Below are 16,733 nucleotides of genomic sequence, written 5' to 3' on the forward strand. Positions count from 1 at the left end.
TGATGATGCAAGGCTTGCGTTGCAGCGGCTACATCGCCCTGCTCTATAGCTTCAATTATGACGCGGTGCCGTAGTGCTGTCGCCATGAGATCGCGGGAACCGATACTTCTTGAGATCTTGAAGCGATGATTGTGAACGAGGCACCGGTGCAAGATCGGATCTAGCGCCGGCAGGTCGGCGTCGCGAAAAATCCGCCTATGGAAATCCCGGTCGAGCGCCGCGAGCTGGAGCTCGTCGCCGCTACTTGCAGACTCTGCCATATCGTCCGCAAGTTCTTGAAGGTCGGAAACGAGAGTCCGGCTCCTATGGCGCAGTGCGCGAACGATGCCATTGCATTCGATCTGCTGGCGCACGCGGAACATTTCAACGGCTTCATCGACCGTGCAGGCAGACACCTGGGTGCCCCGGTGCCCCTGGCGTCGCACCAATCCTTCTTCCTGCAACTGCAGCAGGGCCTCGCGAATGGTACCCTGGCTGCACTGGAACCGCGCGGCCAGATCAAGCTCCGTCAACGGCTCGCCGGCGCGCAACTCTCCGAGCATGATATCCCGCTTCAATTGATCGAACGCCACGGCCGCCTTTGCTGGAAGCGGACTATAGGATGGGCGATTTGATCTGCGGGTGATGGAGTCGTCGGGCACTGCAAGCTCTCCTCTTGATTGCAGATGACGCTAATTATCATTATCGATATTGATATCGATAATGAAAGTCAATAACGTATCGGGCGGAGGAATAATCGAATGACAGCGATCAGTCTGAAGCAGATCAGAAAGCTCTATGGCACCGTTCCCGTGATCCACGGGGTAAATATCGATGTCGCGAGCGGCGAGTTTCTCGTTCTTGTTGGTCCGTCCGGTTGCGGGAAATCCACCCTGCTCCGAATGATCGCCGGGCTGGAGGAAATCAGCGCGGGTGAATTGAGGATTGGCGACAAGGTCGTCAATGCCCTGCCGCCCTCCGACCGCGACATTGCCATGGTCTTCCAGGATTATGCGCTCTACCCCCATATGAGCGTTGAAGAAAACATGGCGTTTGGCCTCAAAATGCGCGGCGAGACCATCAAGGAAATTGACACGCGCGTGACAGGCGCAGCCGATATCCTCAAGCTTCAGGATTATCTTGAGCGTCGGCCGGCACAACTTTCGGGCGGCCAGCGCCAGCGGGTTGCGATGGGCCGCGCCATCGTTCGCCGGCCGAAGGCATTYCTGTTCGACGAACCGCTGTCAAATCTCGATGCCGCACTTCGCGTCGAGATGCGGCTTGAAATTGCCAAGCTGCATCGCCGCATGCAGGCGACGACCGTCTACGTCACGCACGATCAAGTGGAGGCTATGACCCTCGCTGATCGGATCGTCGTTATGAACGCTGGCAACGTCGAACAGATCGGGCATCCGCTTGACCTTTACCGCAAGCCGGCAAGTCTCTTCGTGGCACGCTTTATCGGCAGTCCCACCATGAATACCTTCCGGGTGAATGTCGTTGAATCCACCCGGAACAATTTCGTTCTGCAATTGCCGGCAGGCAACGTCGCTATAAGTGCTGGGGACGGACCAGCCGTATCAGCAAAGACTGTTACCTTCGGCATCCGTCCGGAAGACCTGACCGTCTGCGACGCCGCCCAGGGTTGGTTCAGCGGCGAATTGGCGGTGGTCGAACGGCTTGGCAGTCAGACCTTCGGTTACCTCGATGCCGGCGCCGAAAAACTTGTCACCATCGAATTCCCGAGATCAGCTGAAATCCGGGTCGGCGAGCGTCTCTCGGTAAAGGGTGACATTGCCAACGTTCACCTCTTCGAAACCGGTGGAGGCCAACGGATCAATTGAAATATCTTTATGTTGCCGACCGCACTAGTTTTTAACTGATGGCTTGCGCTTGACTGGCAATCACAGTGCATCTGAGTCAGGCTGCGAACGACATTCGTATCGTAAATGTCGCACCGATGGGGGCAATACTGTTCGGGAGGTCGACTATGAAAACGGCTATTATATTTGACTGCGAGTTTCTTTGCATCGAGGGGTCGCAACGTCGATTTTGGTGCGCAGCGGCTGATCCCGATCCGGTTATTGCCCAAATCGGAGCCGTTAGACTAGGCCTCGAGGGCGCGTTTCCTCTCCTGGATAGATACAAGGCTTATGTTCTGCCGATTGATCGGTTTGGCGAAAAATATTCGCTCGATCCCTATTTCACCGATCTCACCGGCATCACCGAAGAGAACATCGCCACCAAGGGCCTGACCTTGCAGGAGGCCCTTTCTGGCCTTGACAGCTTCTCGGATGGTGCTCGGTTCTGGTCGTGGGGTAAGGATGAGCTGAATATGGTTGCCATCAGCTGCTATATCGCGGGGATTCGGCTGCCATCCCGGCACACCGGTTCGATAACGCAGTCAAGCTTCTAATCGCGGCGGGAATGCCTGTCGAGGATTTAGCGAAGACACCCAGCAACAAGTTGGCGGACTACTATCGCGTCGAACATCCACCCTTGCAGGGGCATGATGCGTTGGACGACGCCCTGTCCATATCATACACGCTGCAGCATCTGATGAAGACCGGAAAATTGCAGCCCGAGGTCTTCGACCGCACTTGACCTTTTCTACCGCTTTGAAGCCAATGCTCGCCCCGCGAAGACGGGACGACGTCAAAATTTTCAGAGCGAAATCCTCAAACCTGATCCATGACCCAAGATTTGAGAAAAGAGCCCTATCAAATCAGTAATCAAACCATGCCAAGCGCATTCATATACAATTCAAGAATTGCTTCTTCTTCCTTGCGCTCGTTGGCGTCCTTCTTGCGCAGACGGACAATGGTCCGGATAATTTTTGTGTCATAACCACGGCCCTTGGCCTCGGCCATCACTTCCTTGATATCGTCCTGAAGCGTGGTCTTTTCCTCTTCCAGACGCTCGATGCGTTCGATGAACTGCCGAAGCTCTGCCGCAGCCACACCTTCGACGCCACCCTGTGCTGCCAAATCATCCATGCTCATCTCTCGCTCCGTAAAAATTCATTTTGCGACTCAAGCCCAGTCGCGCGAGGGGTTCCGATGCCCGACCAGTGCATGGTGAGTCAAGACAATAGAGTCGGATTCGTCTGGTTGTGCGTGGTTCGACAAGCTCACCATGAGGGAGGTCGTGTCAAAGCGGGATCGGGATTCTGCACCGTTGATGATGGGTATTGCAATCGCTACCACCCTCATGGTGAGCTTGTCGAACCACACAGCGCCCCCTCAATGTGCGGGCTTGTTCGTCTCAAAAGCCGCTTTCTGTGCATCGCTGGCCTCGCGCTGATGCTTGGCCTGCCATTCCGCATAGGGTTCGCCATAGATGATTTCGCGCGATTCTTCCTTGGAAAGCTCTTCGCCGGACGCTTCAGCCGCTTCGCGATACCAGTTCGACAGACAGTTGCGGCAGAACCCCGCCAGATTCATCAGGTCGATATTCTGCACATCGCTGCGGGTCCGCAAATGCTCCACAAGCCTGCGAAAAACGGCGGCTTCAAGCGCAATGCGCTGGTCATCAGTAAGATTGCTCATTTAAAACGTCCTCGATCGGGTCTGGTTCGGGAGCCAGATTAACGGGTCCTGACTGTGGCCCCGTACATATTGGAGTTGCGATTCATTGCGTCAAGAATAGCGGCTATTTGCTGATTGGCGGCAACGGGAAATTAGCAATCAACGAAGGTCTTTCAAAATGAATTAGGCTTGTTTTCCATCATTCATAGCCTGGTTGGCAATTCAGGCATCATTCTTTTGTCTTAGTGTTGCAGGAACTCTACGTGGTTGCGTTGACAATGCTCGCGAAACTACCGAAAAGGGTGACCATGATGTAGGGTCAGGACCTATTAATATGATCGAAATGGCGCCTGAAACGGCAAGAAGATGCGAGGAGAAGCGTGAAGGGCGGGGYCTTCCCCCCGGCCGAGCGGTTCGACACTGCAGCTTGCAGCCGTTTCGGCGTCCGGAGGATAGGGTCTTTTCGCCCGGCTACTTTGTCGCAAAGGCTTGAAAATGGATAAACATTTCCATCGCCTCTGCTCCTCGCATCCGAACGAAAAGCCTCATACCATTTCGACCAGATTAACAGGTCCTGACCCTTCGGAGGCAATATTGCGCAAGTGGTCTATATTCCACGCTGAACAGCAGCATCAGCGGACGCGATTGGGCGGCTTTCTAAAGCAATTCCAGCAAAAGTGTGCAGTGGTTTTGCGTCCGGAATTGCGTAACAACAAGCGGCTAATGCAGTTCGGTATTTCGAAGAAGAACGGAAATGCTCTAGCGGCTTTTTTATTCATTTTCATTGCGGGCAGTTTTTTTGCACCTGACAAAGCCCATGCCGATTTCCGCGTCTGCAACACAACGCAGAACCTCGTCGGCGTCGCGCTCGGTTACCGCGCCAAATCCGGCTGGGTCACCGAAGGCTGGTGGCACGTCAATGCGTCCTCCTGCACAACGCTTGTGGTCGGACCGCTGACTTCGCGCTATTATTATCTCTACGCCGAAGATGCTCAGAGCGGCGGGCGCTGGGATGGCAGGGTGAACATGTGCGTCGCCGAAAACCAATTCAAGATTACCGGTATCAATGACTGTTTCGCGCGCGGTTTCCAGCGCTCCGGATTTCAGGAATACGATACCGGCGAACAAACAAGCTGGATGGTCCAGCTTACGGAAGAAAATCCCCCCTCCTCTCCAATCGTAACGGATACCCCCGCTCCATGAGACGCCGCCGCAAGGTCAAAATTCTAGCCACACTGGGTCCCGCTTCCTCCGACGAAGCCATGATCCGCAAGCTGTTCGAAGCCGGCGCGGACGTATTCCGCATCAACATGAGCCATGCCAGTCATGACCTGATGCGGGAACTCGTGCGCCGTCTGCGCAATGTCGAAAAGGAATTGGGCCGGCCGATCGGCATTCTCGCCGACCTGCAGGGGCCGAAGCTGCGCGTTGGCAAGTTCAAGGATGGCAAGGCCGACCTTGTTGCCGGGCAGACCTTCACCCTCGACGACAATGACACGCCGGGCGACAATACCCGCGTATTCCTGCCCCATCCGGAAATTCTCGAAGCCGTTGAGCCGGGTCATCGCCTTTTGATCGATGATGGCAAGCTGGCGCTTGTGGCGGAAGCTTCCGACGGCAAGCACATTCGCTGCCGAGTCGTTTCCGGAACGAAGATTTCCGACAAGAAGGGCGTCAGCCTGCCCGATACGACGCTCGGCGTCAGCGCCCTTACCGAAAAAGACCGGCGCGACCTCGATGCAGTCCTGCAGGAGGAAGTTGACTGGGTTGCCCTGTCGTTTATCCAGCGGCCGGAGGATCTTGCCGAAGTACGCAAGATCTCGCGCGGCCGCGTTGCCTTGTTGTCGAAGATCGAAAAGCCGCAGGCCGTCACCCGCCTGGAGGAGATCATCGAGCTCTCTGACGCGCTCATGGTTGCCCGCGGCGATCTCGGTGTTGAAATGCCGCTGGAGACGGTTCCCGGTATCCAGAAGCAGATCATCCGTGCCTGCCGCAGAGCCGGCAAGCCAGTCGTCGTCGCTACGCAGATGCTGGAATCGATGATCACAGCAGCCGTTCCGACGAGAGCCGAGGTTTCCGACGTTGCGACAGCCGTATTCGAAGGTGCGGATGCGGTCATGCTTTCGGCCGAATCCGCCGCCGGCGCCTATCCGGTCGAAGCCGTATCGACCATGGCGCGCATTGCCGAGGAGGTCGAGCGCGATCCGAACTACCCGGGCATCATTCACGCCCAGCGTCCCGAGCCGAACGCGACGGGCGCCGATGCAATTTCGCTGGCAGCCCGCCAGATCGCTGAAACGCTCAACCTGTCGGCCATCGTTACCTACACCGCATCCGGCACAACCGGACTGCGCGCAGCACGCGAGCGGCCTCTCTTGCCGATCATCGCGCTTTCACCTGTCGTCGAAACGGCGCGCAAGCTCTCTCTCGTCTGGGGATTGCACTGCGTTGTAACTGAAGATGCCAGCGACCTCGACGACATGGTCGATCGCGCCTGTCACATCGCCTACCAGGAAGAGTTCGGCAATCCGGGTGATCGCATCATCATCTCGGCCGGCGTGCCGCTGCGTACGCCCGGTTCGACCAACATGTTGCGCATTGCCTATATCGGATCGGACGGGCTGACGGGCATCTAACTGTCGGTCTTGAAAGTCGCTGCGGTGAGGCATATGGCGCGGTTTTCGAGAACCGGAGCGCAGCGTACACATCGTACGTGAGCACCGGAAGCGCAGAAAATCGGGGCAGATGCTCGCCGCAGTAGAGTTTAATTGCGTTCCAATGGACGAATGGAACGCAATGATCCGATTCCTACACAAGAACCACTGATTCCCATGCGGGAATCATCGATTCTGACGCAAGTTTTTCTATCTATACGGGGAAATTGGTTGTGGCGACGTGCGCTACGTCCGCTGGCCGGTCAATTCGTCGGCCAGTTCACCCGCCTGCTTTTGCGCCTCACGCATCATCGGATAGACCGTCAGAACGCGCTCGAAAGCCTGTAAGGCGGCTTCCTTGCGGCCGGTATCCTTGAGGATCGCCGCCATGCCGGCCATGGCCCCGAAATGCCGCGGCTCAAGTGCCAGTGTCTTCTGGATATCCGCCATGGACCGCCCGTAATCGTTCACCAGAAAGTTCAGGGTTGCGCGTCTGTTCCAGCCCTCGGCATAGTCCGGCTTCATCACGACGACCTGGTCCAGAAAATCCAGCGCGACCGAATACTTCTTTTCTTCCATGGCCTTAGCGGCCCAGCCCATCATCAGGTCGATAGTGGGACTACCGGAATTCTGCCATTGCGCCTGTATCAATGAGGCAATGCGCGCCGCCTTGACTTCGTTGCTTTCACGCTTCAGCGAGGCAAACAGATCATCCAACCTTGCCGCGCGCTTCTCAGCCAATGTCTGGTTGGGCAAGGCGGCCTGTTGCGGCGGCGGCAGTGGATCCTGCGCGGTGGCAATTGCCGGCAAGCCAAGTAGAAAAATAGCTGAAAATACAACAACGTTCCGCATGATACGAATGGTAATCCGTATCAGCGAAACGTCAAATGCAAATAACCGTGAGACGGGTAATATCAGCCCTGGCGCGCTTTGAAACGCGGAGCAGTCTTGTTGATGATATACATGCGGCCCTTGCGACGGACCAGCTGATTGTCACGATGACGGCCCTTCAGGGCTTTAAGGGAGTTCTTGATCTTCATTTCAGCACCGGTATCTTTCGCCCGAAACCGGGCACCAATAAAAAGCGCGCCTTAAAAGCGCGCCGTAAACACGTTGCGGGGAAATAGCCAAGGATTACCTGTATTGTCAACACCCGGCTCACGATTCATGGCATGATTCATCGCGGAATCACGCATTTATTTATCGCTAGAGGCGTTTCGTGATCCGCGTCACATGGCCCATCTTGCGGCCAGGACGTGCTTCCGCCTTGCCATAGAGTTGCACGACGGCGCCGGCCTCCTTGAGGATTTCTGGAACTTTTGCGATATCGTCCCCGATCAGGTTCTCCATGACACAATCGGAATGCCGTCTCGTATCGCCGAGCGGCAGGCCCGTGATTGCCCTGATATGCTGTTCGAATTGCGATACGGCGCAGGCCGCTTCAGTCCAGTGACCGGAGTTGTGCACGCGCGGGGCAAACTCGTTCGCCAGTACAGTCCCATTAGCGAGCACGAAGAATTCCATGCCGGCAACGCCCACATACTTCAAGCCTTCCAACAGTTTACGGGCTGCATCGGCGGCAAGTCCCGCAACGGTCGATGATACCGAGACCGGCACTGTCGAGGTCGCAAGAATTCCATTCTTGTGAACGTTCTCGGTGATGTCATAGGTCTTTATGTTGCCAGCTTCATCCCGCGCCGCGATGACGGAGATTTCACAGACAAAATCGACCAGCGCTTCCAGTATGGAGGGAACGCTGCCAATGGCAGCGAATCCTTTTTTGGCGTCCTCACCTTTTTTACCGGAAAACTTGACCTGTCCCTTGCCGTCATAGCCGAAACGACGTGACTTGAGGATGCCTTTGCCACCGAACGCCAGCAGAGCCGCTTCAAGGTCGCCCTCGTTCTCGACACTGAGCCATTGTGTCGTCTGGATTCCCGCATTGTTAAGGAAGCGTTTTTCGCTGACGCGGTCTTGCGAGACTTTCAAGGCGAGGGGCGATGGAAACACAGGTTTGATTTCACTGAGTATTTCGGCCGAATCGACAGGAACATTTTCGAATTCATAGGTGATGACGTCACAGAGTTCGGCAAGTTGTTCAAGCGCATTGCGATCGTCATAGGCCGCAACGATATGTTCGTTGGCGACTTGCGCCGCCGGACAATTTTCCTGCGGTTCAAGGATGACAGTCTTATAACCGAGCCGAGCCGCCGCCATGGCAAGCATACGGCCAAGCTGACCGCCACCGATAATACCGATCGTTGATCCTGGAGAAATCATGCTTACGCCTCGTCAGAAGGTCTCAACGCGACCTTGTCGCTTTGTGCCTCGCGGAAATCGTCCAGCCGCTTTGCCAACGCGGCATCGTTCAGGCTAAGAACCGCAGCGGCCAGCAGAGCGGCATTGACCGCTCCGGCTCGGCCGATCGCCAAAGTGCCAACAGGAATGCCGGCTGGCATCTGCACGATCGACAGGAGTGAATCCTGCCCGGAAAGCGCCTTGGATTCCACCGGCACGCCAAACACCGGCAACGCCGTCATCGATGCGGCCATCCCCGGCAAGTGAGCAGCCCCTCCCGCACCCGCGATAATCACCTTGAAACCGGCGTCGCGTGCGCCCTTGGCGAAGCTCACAAGTCTATCAGGCGTTCTGTGCGCGGAAACAATGCGGTCATCGTGAGAGATGCCTAGACTGTCGAGCGTTTCGGCAGTGTGACGCATGGTTGCCCAATCCGACTGGCTTCCCATGATGATTGCAACATCGGCGCGTTTGTCAGCCATTGAGCATCCTGTAAATCTGTCGGGAGGAATTAACGGAAAAGACGGACCGCCGCAAGCTGGCGACGACACCGCAATATTCAGATTTGGGATCAGGCGATAATATCGGGAGTGATCTTGTCTTCAAGCTCGATGAGCTTGTCTTTTATGACAAGCTTCTTCTTCTTCATTCGCTGGATACGAAGCTGGTCACACCCAACCTGGATCATGGCTTGTATGGCGGCATCGAAATCCAGATGCTCCTGTTTCAATCTTGCGACTGCCAATCGAATGTCAGCCTGATCCTGGTCGGACATGCAGTGATTCCCGGTATTTCGCTGTAAAAAGAATCGCGTCTCTGGTTGTGGACAACCTGTCCTTGCCAGCACGTCGCCATATCATATTTCAAGGAACAAGAAAATCCTACGAAACAAATTCGACAATTGCCTAAAGTGATGGCACAGTGTCACGGCTCTGTCATAAACTTGCTGCCTTGCAAGCAGAGCATGCATACGTGACGAAACCAACCAAGGGAGAAGCCGGATGGCCATTGAGTCTCATCTTGAAACGCTTGAACGTAAGCATGGAGCGCTCGAAAAGGAAATTTCCGACGCGCTGTTAAGTCCCGCCTCCGACGACCTGACGATCAGTAATATGAAACGACGCAAGCTGGTGCTCAAAGAGCAGATTGAAAGACTGAAAGCAGCCGTCACTCACCACTAACGACCCGGAAGGACCGCAGAATTCCAGTCGACAGCTTCAAGAAGCGTTGTACTGGCAGCCACAAGAAACCCGGTTCCCGCATAGGCGGTGAGCCGGGTTTTTGCTTTTTAGCGGATTATTTGTTCCAGAACTGGTCGAGCCAGAGATTCAGATGAAAGAACCCGTTGTCATCGACCGCATAGATCCGCCGCGTGCCTTTGGCTTTGACTGATACCAGCCTCGCATCCAGAAGCGCCTTGAGGTGTTGGGAGACGGCGGGACGGGAAATCGGCAGGCCTGTCGCAAGTTCGTTGACAGTTTTTGGTCCGCGTCTGAGCTCCTCGAGCAGATAGCGGCGGTTTGGATCAGAAATTGCTGCAAAGGCATCCGTTTCGACCATCCGGAATAGTCATTTTAAACCAGCGGCAATGTCAACGGATTTCGTAGCCGACCGAATTGAAAACTATTCGGGCAATGTCTCTGCACGAGGATCCAGCCTCACCCCTTCGGGCGTCACACGTTCGGAATGAACCGTCTGGAAGTTATCGCGCAGCTCAATCGGAACGGGTGCACGCATTCGCGACCGTATGATCGCATGAGCCATGATCGAAATATGCGCCAACGCCGTTATGGCAAACAGGCCTTCAGGTGCAACGCTCTCCATCGCCCACGCGCCAAGTATCGGCCCAATCATGGTGCCAAAACCATAGAGCAGCAACAGTCCGCTTGTGACCTTGATGAAGCTTTGCTGATCCGAAAAATCATTCGCATGGGCAACAGCCACCGGGTAGAGCGTATAGGCGAGGCCGCCATAGATCGCGGTCATGATCAGAATAACCGTGGCATGCCTGGGTGCAATCAGGAAGATCAACAGGCCGATCAGCGCCGCAGCACCGCCCACGAAGGCCAGTACGTACCGCCGGTCGGTGCGATCCGACATGCGGCCGACCGGGATCTGCATCAGCGCACCGCCCATGACCGAAGCGCTCATCATCAGAGCGATCTCGGTGGTTGATATGCCCGTCGCCGCGCCATAGACGGCGCCGAGCGTTCCGAACGCACCATTGGCGATGCCGATCAGAATACAGCCAAGGAAAGCCACCGGCGAATTGCGATAGAGAGCCTTCAAATCGAGCTGCACTTCGGTCAGTGGTTTCGGGCTGCTGGCGKTGGAAATCGCGGTCGGAATGAGTGCCAGGCAAAAGAGAATCCCCGACAGCATGAAGAATGTGCCCGTATGCACGTCGCCGAAACCGATCATCATCTGCCCGACTGTGATCGAACCAAAATTCACTACCATGTAGAGACCGAAAATTTGCCCGCGATTGGCATTGGTCGCGCGCTCGTTCAGCCAGCTCTCGATCACCATGTAGGAGCCTGCCATGGCAAAGCCGGTCAAAGCGCGAAGAACGATCCAGGCAGTCGAATCGACAAGAATACCGGTAAGCAGCGCCACAATCGCGGCGATCGATGCAAAGGCGCTGAAGGCACGGACGTGCCCGACCCGGCGCACAAGCCGCGGCGCAAGCAGACAGGAAGTAATGAAACCACCCGCCCAGGCTGTTCCCAACAGACCGAGAGACGTCGTCGAAAAGCCTTCCGCGCCGCCGCGCAAAGGCAACAGCAACCCGTGGAGACCGGACGCCATAACGAGGAAGGAGGTGCCGCAGAGGAGCGCGAAAACCTGAATGAACGAACGGAACACGGCAGACCCTTCAAGCGAATGGGGAATGAAGCCAGCCTGGAGCAGGCTGGTAATGACTTCGTCTCAATCAGCAATGCGGAGATTTTAGGTCACCCGCAAAACTTTCATCGGCTCAGCGGAACAGAGCCTCGGCCGCTACCTTGCTATCACCCTTGCGTGACCGCTCTTCCTCAAGACGTGTGATCTCGGAACGCAGCAGGACGATCCGCTCGTCAAGTTCGGCAACCGATAACAGCGACAAGTCCTGCCCGATGTCGTGGACAATCTTGCGCCTTGGTTCTTCGTCGAAAAGTGACATTATTTCCTCCACTTGTCGTCCTAGTGTTAGAGGATACAGCCCAACTGCTTGGAATTGCAAACCATTCCGGCGAATCAATCCAGAGGGAGATCACCAATGGCCGAAACAATTCCGACGACGATGACGGCGATCGAAATCACCGCGCCAGGAGGCCCCTTGGTCCTGAAGCCGGGCGAGCGCAGCGTTCCGGAGCCGAAAGCCGGTGAGCTTCTCATCAAGGTACGTGCCGCCGGCGTCAATCGGCCCGATGTGCTGCAGCGGCAAGGTCACTATCCCCCGCCAGCCGGTGCATCTGATATCCCTGGTCTGGAAATCGCTGGCGATGTCGTCGCGGTTGGCGAAGGTGTAACGCGATTTCGCGTTGGCGAACGTGTCACGGCGCTCGTTGCAGGCGGGGGCTACGCTCAATATTGCGTGGTACATGAAACCAACGCATTGCCGATCCCTGCGGGCTACGGCTTCATTGAGGCCGCAGCAATTCCGGAAACCTATTTCACCGTCTGGCACAATGTGTTCGAGCGCGGCGGCTTGCAGAGCGGCGAAACCTTTCTCGTTCATGGCGGGTCGTCCGGAATAGGCACCACGGCAATCCAGCTGGCCAAGGCCTTCGGGGCCACAGTAGTCACCACTGCAGGCTCGGACGAGAAATGCGAAGCATGCCAGAAACTCGGCGCTGACCGCGCTATCAATTATCGCAATGAAGATTTCGTCGAGGCGATCAAGGAGATGACCGGCGGCAAGGGTGTCAACCTCACTCTCGATATGGTGGGCGGCGATTATACGGAACGCAATTATGAGGTCGCGGCGCTCGATGGCCGTATCGTTCAGATTGCCTTCCTGAACGGCGCCAAAGTCACAACGGACATATCGAAGCTTATGGTCAAGCGTCTCACCCATACAGGGTCCACCCTTCGCAACCGCCCGGTCGAGTTCAAGGCGGGGATCGCACGCGAACTCGAGCTCAAAGTATGGCCCCTGCTGGTCGAGCGCCGTGTGGCGCCGGTGATCGACATGATCTACCCGCTGCATGAAGCCTGGCGGGCCCATGAACGCATCGAGGATGGGCACCATATCGGCAAGATCGTGCTCGATGTGAGTTGATTGAAAAGAAGGCGTCCACCCTCCTGTTCGGGAGGATGGACGCGAAAGCCGGTACTCTGACTCAGTTTGTTGCCTGAACCTTACCTATATTGAAGAAGATGGTTTCGCCGGACGAACCGTCGACACCGTCATTGTCAGTCACCGCATAGCCAATACCCTCGGAGTCGACGGTGAAGCCTTCAAGCTTCTCGGCGACATAACCATTGCTGGCCTTGAGGTCACCCATGAAGTCATGCGCCAGCGTCTTCTCGACCACTGGAAGCTTTTCGCCAATCTTGGCGGGCTTCAGCCCGTCAAGCGCCACGCGGTACAAGCGCTTGTTGACGGCGTTTGCACCGACCTTATTGTCGCGTTCGATGATGTAAAGCTGGCCATCATGCGTGGTGATTTCAGACAGTCCTACCCAGCCCTTTTCGGTCTTGTCGAGCGGATAGGAAACCGCGCTCCATTCCTTCTTCTTGATGTTATAGCGCAGGAGCTTGACGAAACCCTTTTCGTCGTCCTTCCATTCGCGCTGGATCGGCATCCAGAGCACAGCGTCATCGCCTTCGCCAACACGGGTGATGCCTTCGAGACCATAGCGGATCTGGTTTGGCAGCAGGTCGTCCGGCAACGCGATTTCTTTCTTGATTTCGCCCTTGTCGTTCACATTGAGGATTGCATGCGGGACAAGCTTCGCCTGATCGCCCTCGTTGGCAAGCCAGAAACCGCCGTCGCCATCTGTAGTGATACCTTCAAGATCAAGCTTCTGCGCCGCCTGGCCACCACGTTTGACCACCAGTGCGTTGGTGATTTTTGCCGGCGCCTGCTTGGCATCGATCGTATAAATTGTCGGCGCGGAATAATAAATCGAATCCGAAACGGCATAGAGCTTGCCGGATTCCTTCAGGTCACCGACGAGACCAGATAGCGCGCCCCAGCCGACAGGCGTTCCATCATCTTTGGTCGAAGAGACGATGAGCGGATAGTTGGGCTTCTGATCCTTGAGCTCATAGATCATGACATGCGACCGGGCACCGCCATCTTCGACGAGGTCCGTTTCATTCGCCGTAATCAGAAGATTGCGCGACGGAATCGCCAAAACGCCTTCCGGTCCAATGCCCGAGGGCAGAAGCTGAACGAATTCCGGATCAGCACCCGTGTCCTTGTAAACGCCGACCATGGATGCGCGTTCGCTGGCGACGAAGAGATATGGGGTATCGCCAAACTTGGCGAATTCGGCTCCTTCGAGCTCAACGCCCTTTTTGTTGCGTTTGTCCGGATAGTGTCCGGCTTCCGCAATCTTGTATTCGAGTGATGGGCCGGACTCGTAGGCTACCTTGCCGTCCTTCGTGAAGATGGTGAAACTGCGCGAACCGCCTTTGTAATCGCCTTCATTGGCGACAACGAAGCGATCATTGTCGAGCCACTTGATGGTGTCAGGCTCGCGGAGCACACCCTTCATGCTGCCGTCAAACTTGAAAGCCCCGTCATTCTTCACATCGATCTTGTCCAGATCGACAGTACCAGCGGAGAAATGGCTGACGATCTTGCCGGTCGCCGCGTCGACAACGGCAATGTGATTGTTCTCCTGTAGTGTCACCGCAATCTGGTTCTGACTGTTGATGGAAACGAATTCCGGTTCCGCATCCGTCGGTGCAATCTCCGAAAGACCCGTCAAGTCCACCGTTTTCATAGTTGCGCAATCCGGGGCACCGTCTTTCAGCGAGAATATCTTGAGGTTGCCCGAGGGCATCTGCGGTATTTCGCCGTCATTCAATTCTTCGTCGCGCTCGTTCTCGATGACCACGGCGGCAAAGGTCTTGTCGGGGGAGACCGCAACCGAATCCGGCTGTCCGCCGAGGTCGCAGGTCGCGTTGACCTTGCGTGTGGCAATATCGATAACGTCGAGCCGTCCTGAAGGTTTGGCCTTGCTCTCGGACGTATTGACAGCGGCCAGAACATTTCCGCCAACGGTCGCAACCGAAGTTGGCTCGCCCTCGACCTTGATGATCCCGCCCGCCTGTGGCTTGGCCGGATCGGTAATGTCGACAAAGCCGATCGCACCATAAGGACTGTCGGAATAGATCAGCGTCTTGCCGTCTTCCGATGCAGTGATGATTTCCGACGATGTCGGCTTCGACTTGTCTGCATCCTTTGGCAGATTGTCCGCCACCGGGAAACTCGCGATTCGATTGAAAATCGGTTCAGCAACGGCGGGAATGGCGACGGACGCTGCCAGGGCAGTCCAGAGACCGAGATAGAGCGATTTGCGCGACATGTTTTCGTAAACCTCCTGTTTTTGTTGGAGGATGGTTCGCCTAGCCGCATTGCAATGGAATGACGGTTTCGTGACAGTTTGATGAAACGCCCGGTTGTACCCGGTTGTGATCAAAACCGATTCTTGCTCATCGAACAAAATAACGCTATATAGGCGCCGAATTCCCGGAAATTGTGGTTGAACCCACGTCCCGCGCCCCCGGAGCGGACGAACGAGAGGACTATATCTATGGCCACCCAGCTTCTAATGCCAAAGGCAACGGCCGTCTGGCTTGTCGACAATACTGCGCTGTCCTTCGATCAGATCGCTGCATTCTGCAAGCTGCATCCGCTCGAAGTGAAGGCGATTGCCGATGGCGAATCCGCCCAGGGCATCAAGGGCCTTGATCCGCTGATTACTGGCCAGCTGTCGCGCGAGGAGATTGCCAAGGGCGAGGCTGATGCCAACTACAAGCTGAAAATTCTGGAGCCGAAGGTTCGCGTTCCGGAAACCAAGCGCAAGGGTCCGCGCTATACACCGCTATCGAAGCGCCAGGATCGCCCCAATGCCATTCTGTGGCTGGTTCGCAACCACCCGGAATTGAAGGATGCGCAGATCTCGCGCCTGATCGGCACGACGAAATCCACCATCGAACAGATCCGCAACCGTACGCACTGGAATTCAAACAACCTTCAGCCGATGGATCCGGTCACCCTCGGCCTGTCCTCGCAGATCGATCTCGACATTGAGGTGGAGCGCTCGTCCCGCGGTCGGCCGGTACAGCAGCCGGGCGAAGGCGGCGATACGCTGCTCCCCGCATCGGCAACCGAAAACCTCGACATTCAGCCAACGGTCCGCGAAGAGGACCAGGAGCTCGATGCTGACAAGGTATTCGCCAAGCTGTCGTCGCTCAAGGGCCACCAGGAAAACGAAGACGAAGAATAGACTTTACAAAAACCATTGATAAAAGCCCGGCGATGCCGGGCTTTTTTTACGACGCACGAGCCTTGTTGTCCGGCGTCTCGCTCAGCTCTACACGGCGGTAGAAATCCGCCAGCGTCTTGCCGCGCTCCTGGCGGAAAATTCGGTCGATCTTCTCGACCTTGGCGATCCGGTCAATACGGAACGTACGAAAATCATTGCGCAGTTCGCACCAGCTGATCAATGTCCACACTTTGCCCCAGAACCACAAACCGAGCGGCCGGATGTCACGGGCGCTCTCGTTGCCTTCGAGATCAGTGTAAGTGATCGACAGAATGCGGCATTGTTCCGCAGCGTTTTCCGCAAGATCGATGAGTGCCCGGTCGTTGTCACTGATGTTATAGCTGGTCGAATGAACATGCGTATTCGTAATGCGCGGGCGCTCTTCTTTGGGCAGAACAGCGCCGATCTTGATGATGGCTTCTTCCGCAGCGCGGGCCATGGATGCTCCGCCCCAGGCTGTAATCAGCCGCGCACCGGCGACGAGCGCCACAACTTCATCGCGCGTAAACATCAGTGGCGGCAGATCGAAACCCTCGCGCAGGATGTAGCCGACGCCGGCCTCGCCATCAATCGGCACGCCGGTCGATTGCAGATCAGCGATGTCACGATAGATCGTGCGCTCGGAGACCTCGAGCTTTTCGGCAAGCTGACGCGCGGTTACCAGGCGCCCGCCACGCAGCTTCTGCACAATCTGGAAAAGACGGTCAGCCCTGCGCATTGTCGGTCCTATACTCTCTGGCGATGAATTCGCGCATCTCCGCAACCTGCCCGGCCTTCTCAGGGTAAAG

At 56.2% G+C, this 16,733-nt stretch carries 19 protein-coding genes and 1 pseudogene; 7 read left to right on the top strand and 13 right to left on the bottom strand.

Translation table 11 applies throughout. The features are described from left to right. Window positions 1-641, bottom strand: a 641-nt coding sequence (locus ACXJ5O_RS05905) for a GntR family transcriptional regulator (protein ID WP_457299082.1), incomplete at its 3' end; no start/stop codon positions are given. A 99-nt stretch (window positions 642-740) separates the two neighbouring features. Here ACXJ5O_RS05905 and ACXJ5O_RS05910 point away from each other — a divergent pair. Both ACXJ5O_RS05910 and ACXJ5O_RS05915 read left to right on the top strand, forming a co-directional pair. After that, window positions 741-1,823, top strand: a complete 1,083-nt coding sequence (locus ACXJ5O_RS05910; RefSeq protein WP_457299083.1) for an ABC transporter ATP-binding protein — start codon at window positions 741-743, stop codon at window positions 1,821-1,823. 146 nt (window positions 1,824-1,969) lie between these two features. Beyond that, window positions 1,970-2,583: pseudogene (locus ACXJ5O_RS05915) on the top strand (exonuclease). A 128-nt stretch (window positions 2,584-2,711) separates the two neighbouring features. Here the strand turns inward: ACXJ5O_RS05915 and ACXJ5O_RS05920 are convergent. Together ACXJ5O_RS05920 and ACXJ5O_RS05925 are read right to left on the bottom strand one after the other, a co-directional pair. Beyond that, window positions 2,712-2,981: a DUF2312 domain-containing protein gene (locus tag ACXJ5O_RS05920; protein ID WP_370637210.1), complete on the bottom strand. Its 270-nt coding sequence runs from the start codon at window positions 2,979-2,981 to the stop codon at window positions 2,712-2,714. Between the two features lie 240 nt (window positions 2,982-3,221). Beyond that, window positions 3,222-3,527 carry a DUF1244 domain-containing protein gene (locus tag ACXJ5O_RS05925; protein ID WP_112524550.1) on the bottom strand — a complete coding sequence of 102 codons (306 nt, stop codon included), beginning with the start codon at window positions 3,525-3,527 and terminating at the stop codon, window positions 3,222-3,224. A 702-nt stretch (window positions 3,528-4,229) separates the two neighbouring features. On the opposite strand from ACXJ5O_RS05925, the gene ACXJ5O_RS05930 reads away from it, so the two are divergent. Both ACXJ5O_RS05930 and pyk read left to right on the top strand, forming a co-directional pair. Further along, window positions 4,230-4,709 carry a DUF1036 domain-containing protein gene (locus tag ACXJ5O_RS05930; RefSeq protein WP_271897380.1) on the top strand — a complete coding sequence of 160 codons (480 nt, stop codon included), beginning with the start codon at window positions 4,230-4,232 and terminating at the stop codon, window positions 4,707-4,709. Next, window positions 4,706-6,142: a pyruvate kinase gene (pyk, locus tag ACXJ5O_RS05935; RefSeq protein WP_114431201.1), complete on the top strand. Its 1,437-nt coding sequence runs from the start codon at window positions 4,706-4,708 to the stop codon at window positions 6,140-6,142. The genes ACXJ5O_RS05930 and pyk overlap by 4 nt, the downstream gene beginning before the upstream one ends. 264 nt (window positions 6,143-6,406) lie before the next feature. Here pyk and ACXJ5O_RS05940 read toward each other — a convergent pair whose 3' ends face one another. The 5 genes from ACXJ5O_RS05940 to ACXJ5O_RS05960 all read right to left on the bottom strand — a co-directional run bounded on the left by ACXJ5O_RS05940 (window position 6,407) and on the right by ACXJ5O_RS05960 (window position 9,233). Next, window positions 6,407-7,012 (bottom strand): tetratricopeptide repeat protein, encoded by a 606-nt coding sequence (locus ACXJ5O_RS05940; RefSeq protein WP_224510589.1) that lies wholly within the window; start codon window positions 7,010-7,012, stop codon window positions 6,407-6,409. Window positions 7,013-7,074: 62 nt separating this feature from the next. Next, window positions 7,075-7,200, bottom strand: coding sequence for a type B 50S ribosomal protein L36 (gene ykgO, locus ACXJ5O_RS05945; RefSeq protein WP_100000962.1), 126 nt, complete (start codon window positions 7,198-7,200; stop codon window positions 7,075-7,077). 166 nt (window positions 7,201-7,366) lie between these two features. Further along, on the bottom strand, window positions 7,367-8,440 hold the full coding sequence (locus ACXJ5O_RS05950; protein ID WP_457299084.1) for a 5-(carboxyamino)imidazole ribonucleotide synthase: 1,074 nt from the start codon (window positions 8,438-8,440) through the stop codon (window positions 7,367-7,369). Between the two features lie 2 nt (window positions 8,441-8,442). Continuing rightward, window positions 8,443-8,940, bottom strand: coding sequence for a 5-(carboxyamino)imidazole ribonucleotide mutase (gene purE / locus ACXJ5O_RS05955; protein WP_457299085.1), 498 nt, complete (start codon window positions 8,938-8,940; stop codon window positions 8,443-8,445). Between the two features lie 89 nt (window positions 8,941-9,029). Then, window positions 9,030-9,233, bottom strand: a complete 204-nt coding sequence (locus ACXJ5O_RS05960) for a YdcH family protein (protein ID WP_209999184.1) — start codon at window positions 9,231-9,233, stop codon at window positions 9,030-9,032. Between the two features lie 226 nt (window positions 9,234-9,459). On the opposite strand from ACXJ5O_RS05960, the gene ACXJ5O_RS05965 reads away from it, so the two are divergent. Beyond that, on the top strand, window positions 9,460-9,639 hold the full coding sequence (locus ACXJ5O_RS05965) for a YdcH family protein (protein WP_114431205.1): 180 nt from the start codon (window positions 9,460-9,462) through the stop codon (window positions 9,637-9,639). Between the two features lie 115 nt (window positions 9,640-9,754). On the opposite strand, the gene ACXJ5O_RS05970 is transcribed toward ACXJ5O_RS05965, so the two are convergent. The 3 genes from ACXJ5O_RS05970 to ACXJ5O_RS05980 form a co-directional block, all read right to left on the bottom strand. Continuing rightward, window positions 9,755-10,018 (bottom strand): ArsR/SmtB family transcription factor, encoded by a 264-nt coding sequence (locus ACXJ5O_RS05970; protein WP_457299086.1) that lies wholly within the window; start codon window positions 10,016-10,018, stop codon window positions 9,755-9,757. A gap of 63 nt (window positions 10,019-10,081) precedes the next feature. Further along, window positions 10,082-11,323 carry an MFS transporter gene (locus tag ACXJ5O_RS05975; protein ID WP_457299087.1) on the bottom strand — a complete coding sequence of 414 codons (1,242 nt, stop codon included), beginning with the start codon at window positions 11,321-11,323 and terminating at the stop codon, window positions 10,082-10,084. 112 nt (window positions 11,324-11,435) lie between these two features. Next, window positions 11,436-11,621 (bottom strand): DUF1192 domain-containing protein, encoded by a 186-nt coding sequence (locus ACXJ5O_RS05980; protein ID WP_112524575.1) that lies wholly within the window; start codon window positions 11,619-11,621, stop codon window positions 11,436-11,438. A 96-nt stretch (window positions 11,622-11,717) separates the two neighbouring features. Here ACXJ5O_RS05980 and ACXJ5O_RS05985 point away from each other — a divergent pair, with 96 nt between their 5' ends. Further along, window positions 11,718-12,722 (top strand): NAD(P)H-quinone oxidoreductase, encoded by a 1,005-nt coding sequence (locus ACXJ5O_RS05985; RefSeq protein ID WP_457299088.1) that lies wholly within the window; start codon window positions 11,718-11,720, stop codon window positions 12,720-12,722. A 61-nt stretch (window positions 12,723-12,783) separates the two neighbouring features. Here ACXJ5O_RS05985 and ACXJ5O_RS05990 read toward each other — a convergent pair whose 3' ends face one another. Beyond that, window positions 12,784-14,982, bottom strand: coding sequence for an esterase-like activity of phytase family protein (locus tag ACXJ5O_RS05990; protein ID WP_457299089.1), 2,199 nt, complete (start codon window positions 14,980-14,982; stop codon window positions 12,784-12,786). 228 nt (window positions 14,983-15,210) lie between these two features. On the opposite strand from ACXJ5O_RS05990, the gene ACXJ5O_RS05995 reads away from it, so the two are divergent. Continuing rightward, a complete protein-coding gene (locus ACXJ5O_RS05995) occupies window positions 15,211-15,906 on the top strand; it encodes a DUF1013 domain-containing protein (RefSeq protein ID WP_112524581.1) in 696 nt (231 codons plus the stop codon). A gap of 46 nt (window positions 15,907-15,952) precedes the next feature. On the opposite strand, the gene ACXJ5O_RS06000 is transcribed toward ACXJ5O_RS05995, so the two are convergent. Continuing rightward, window positions 15,953-16,663: a helix-turn-helix transcriptional regulator gene (locus tag ACXJ5O_RS06000; protein WP_457299090.1), complete on the bottom strand. Its 711-nt coding sequence runs from the start codon at window positions 16,661-16,663 to the stop codon at window positions 15,953-15,955. Window positions 16,664-16,733: the final 70 nt, after the last annotated feature.

The organism is Phyllobacterium sp. P5_D12, from assembly GCF_054049495.1.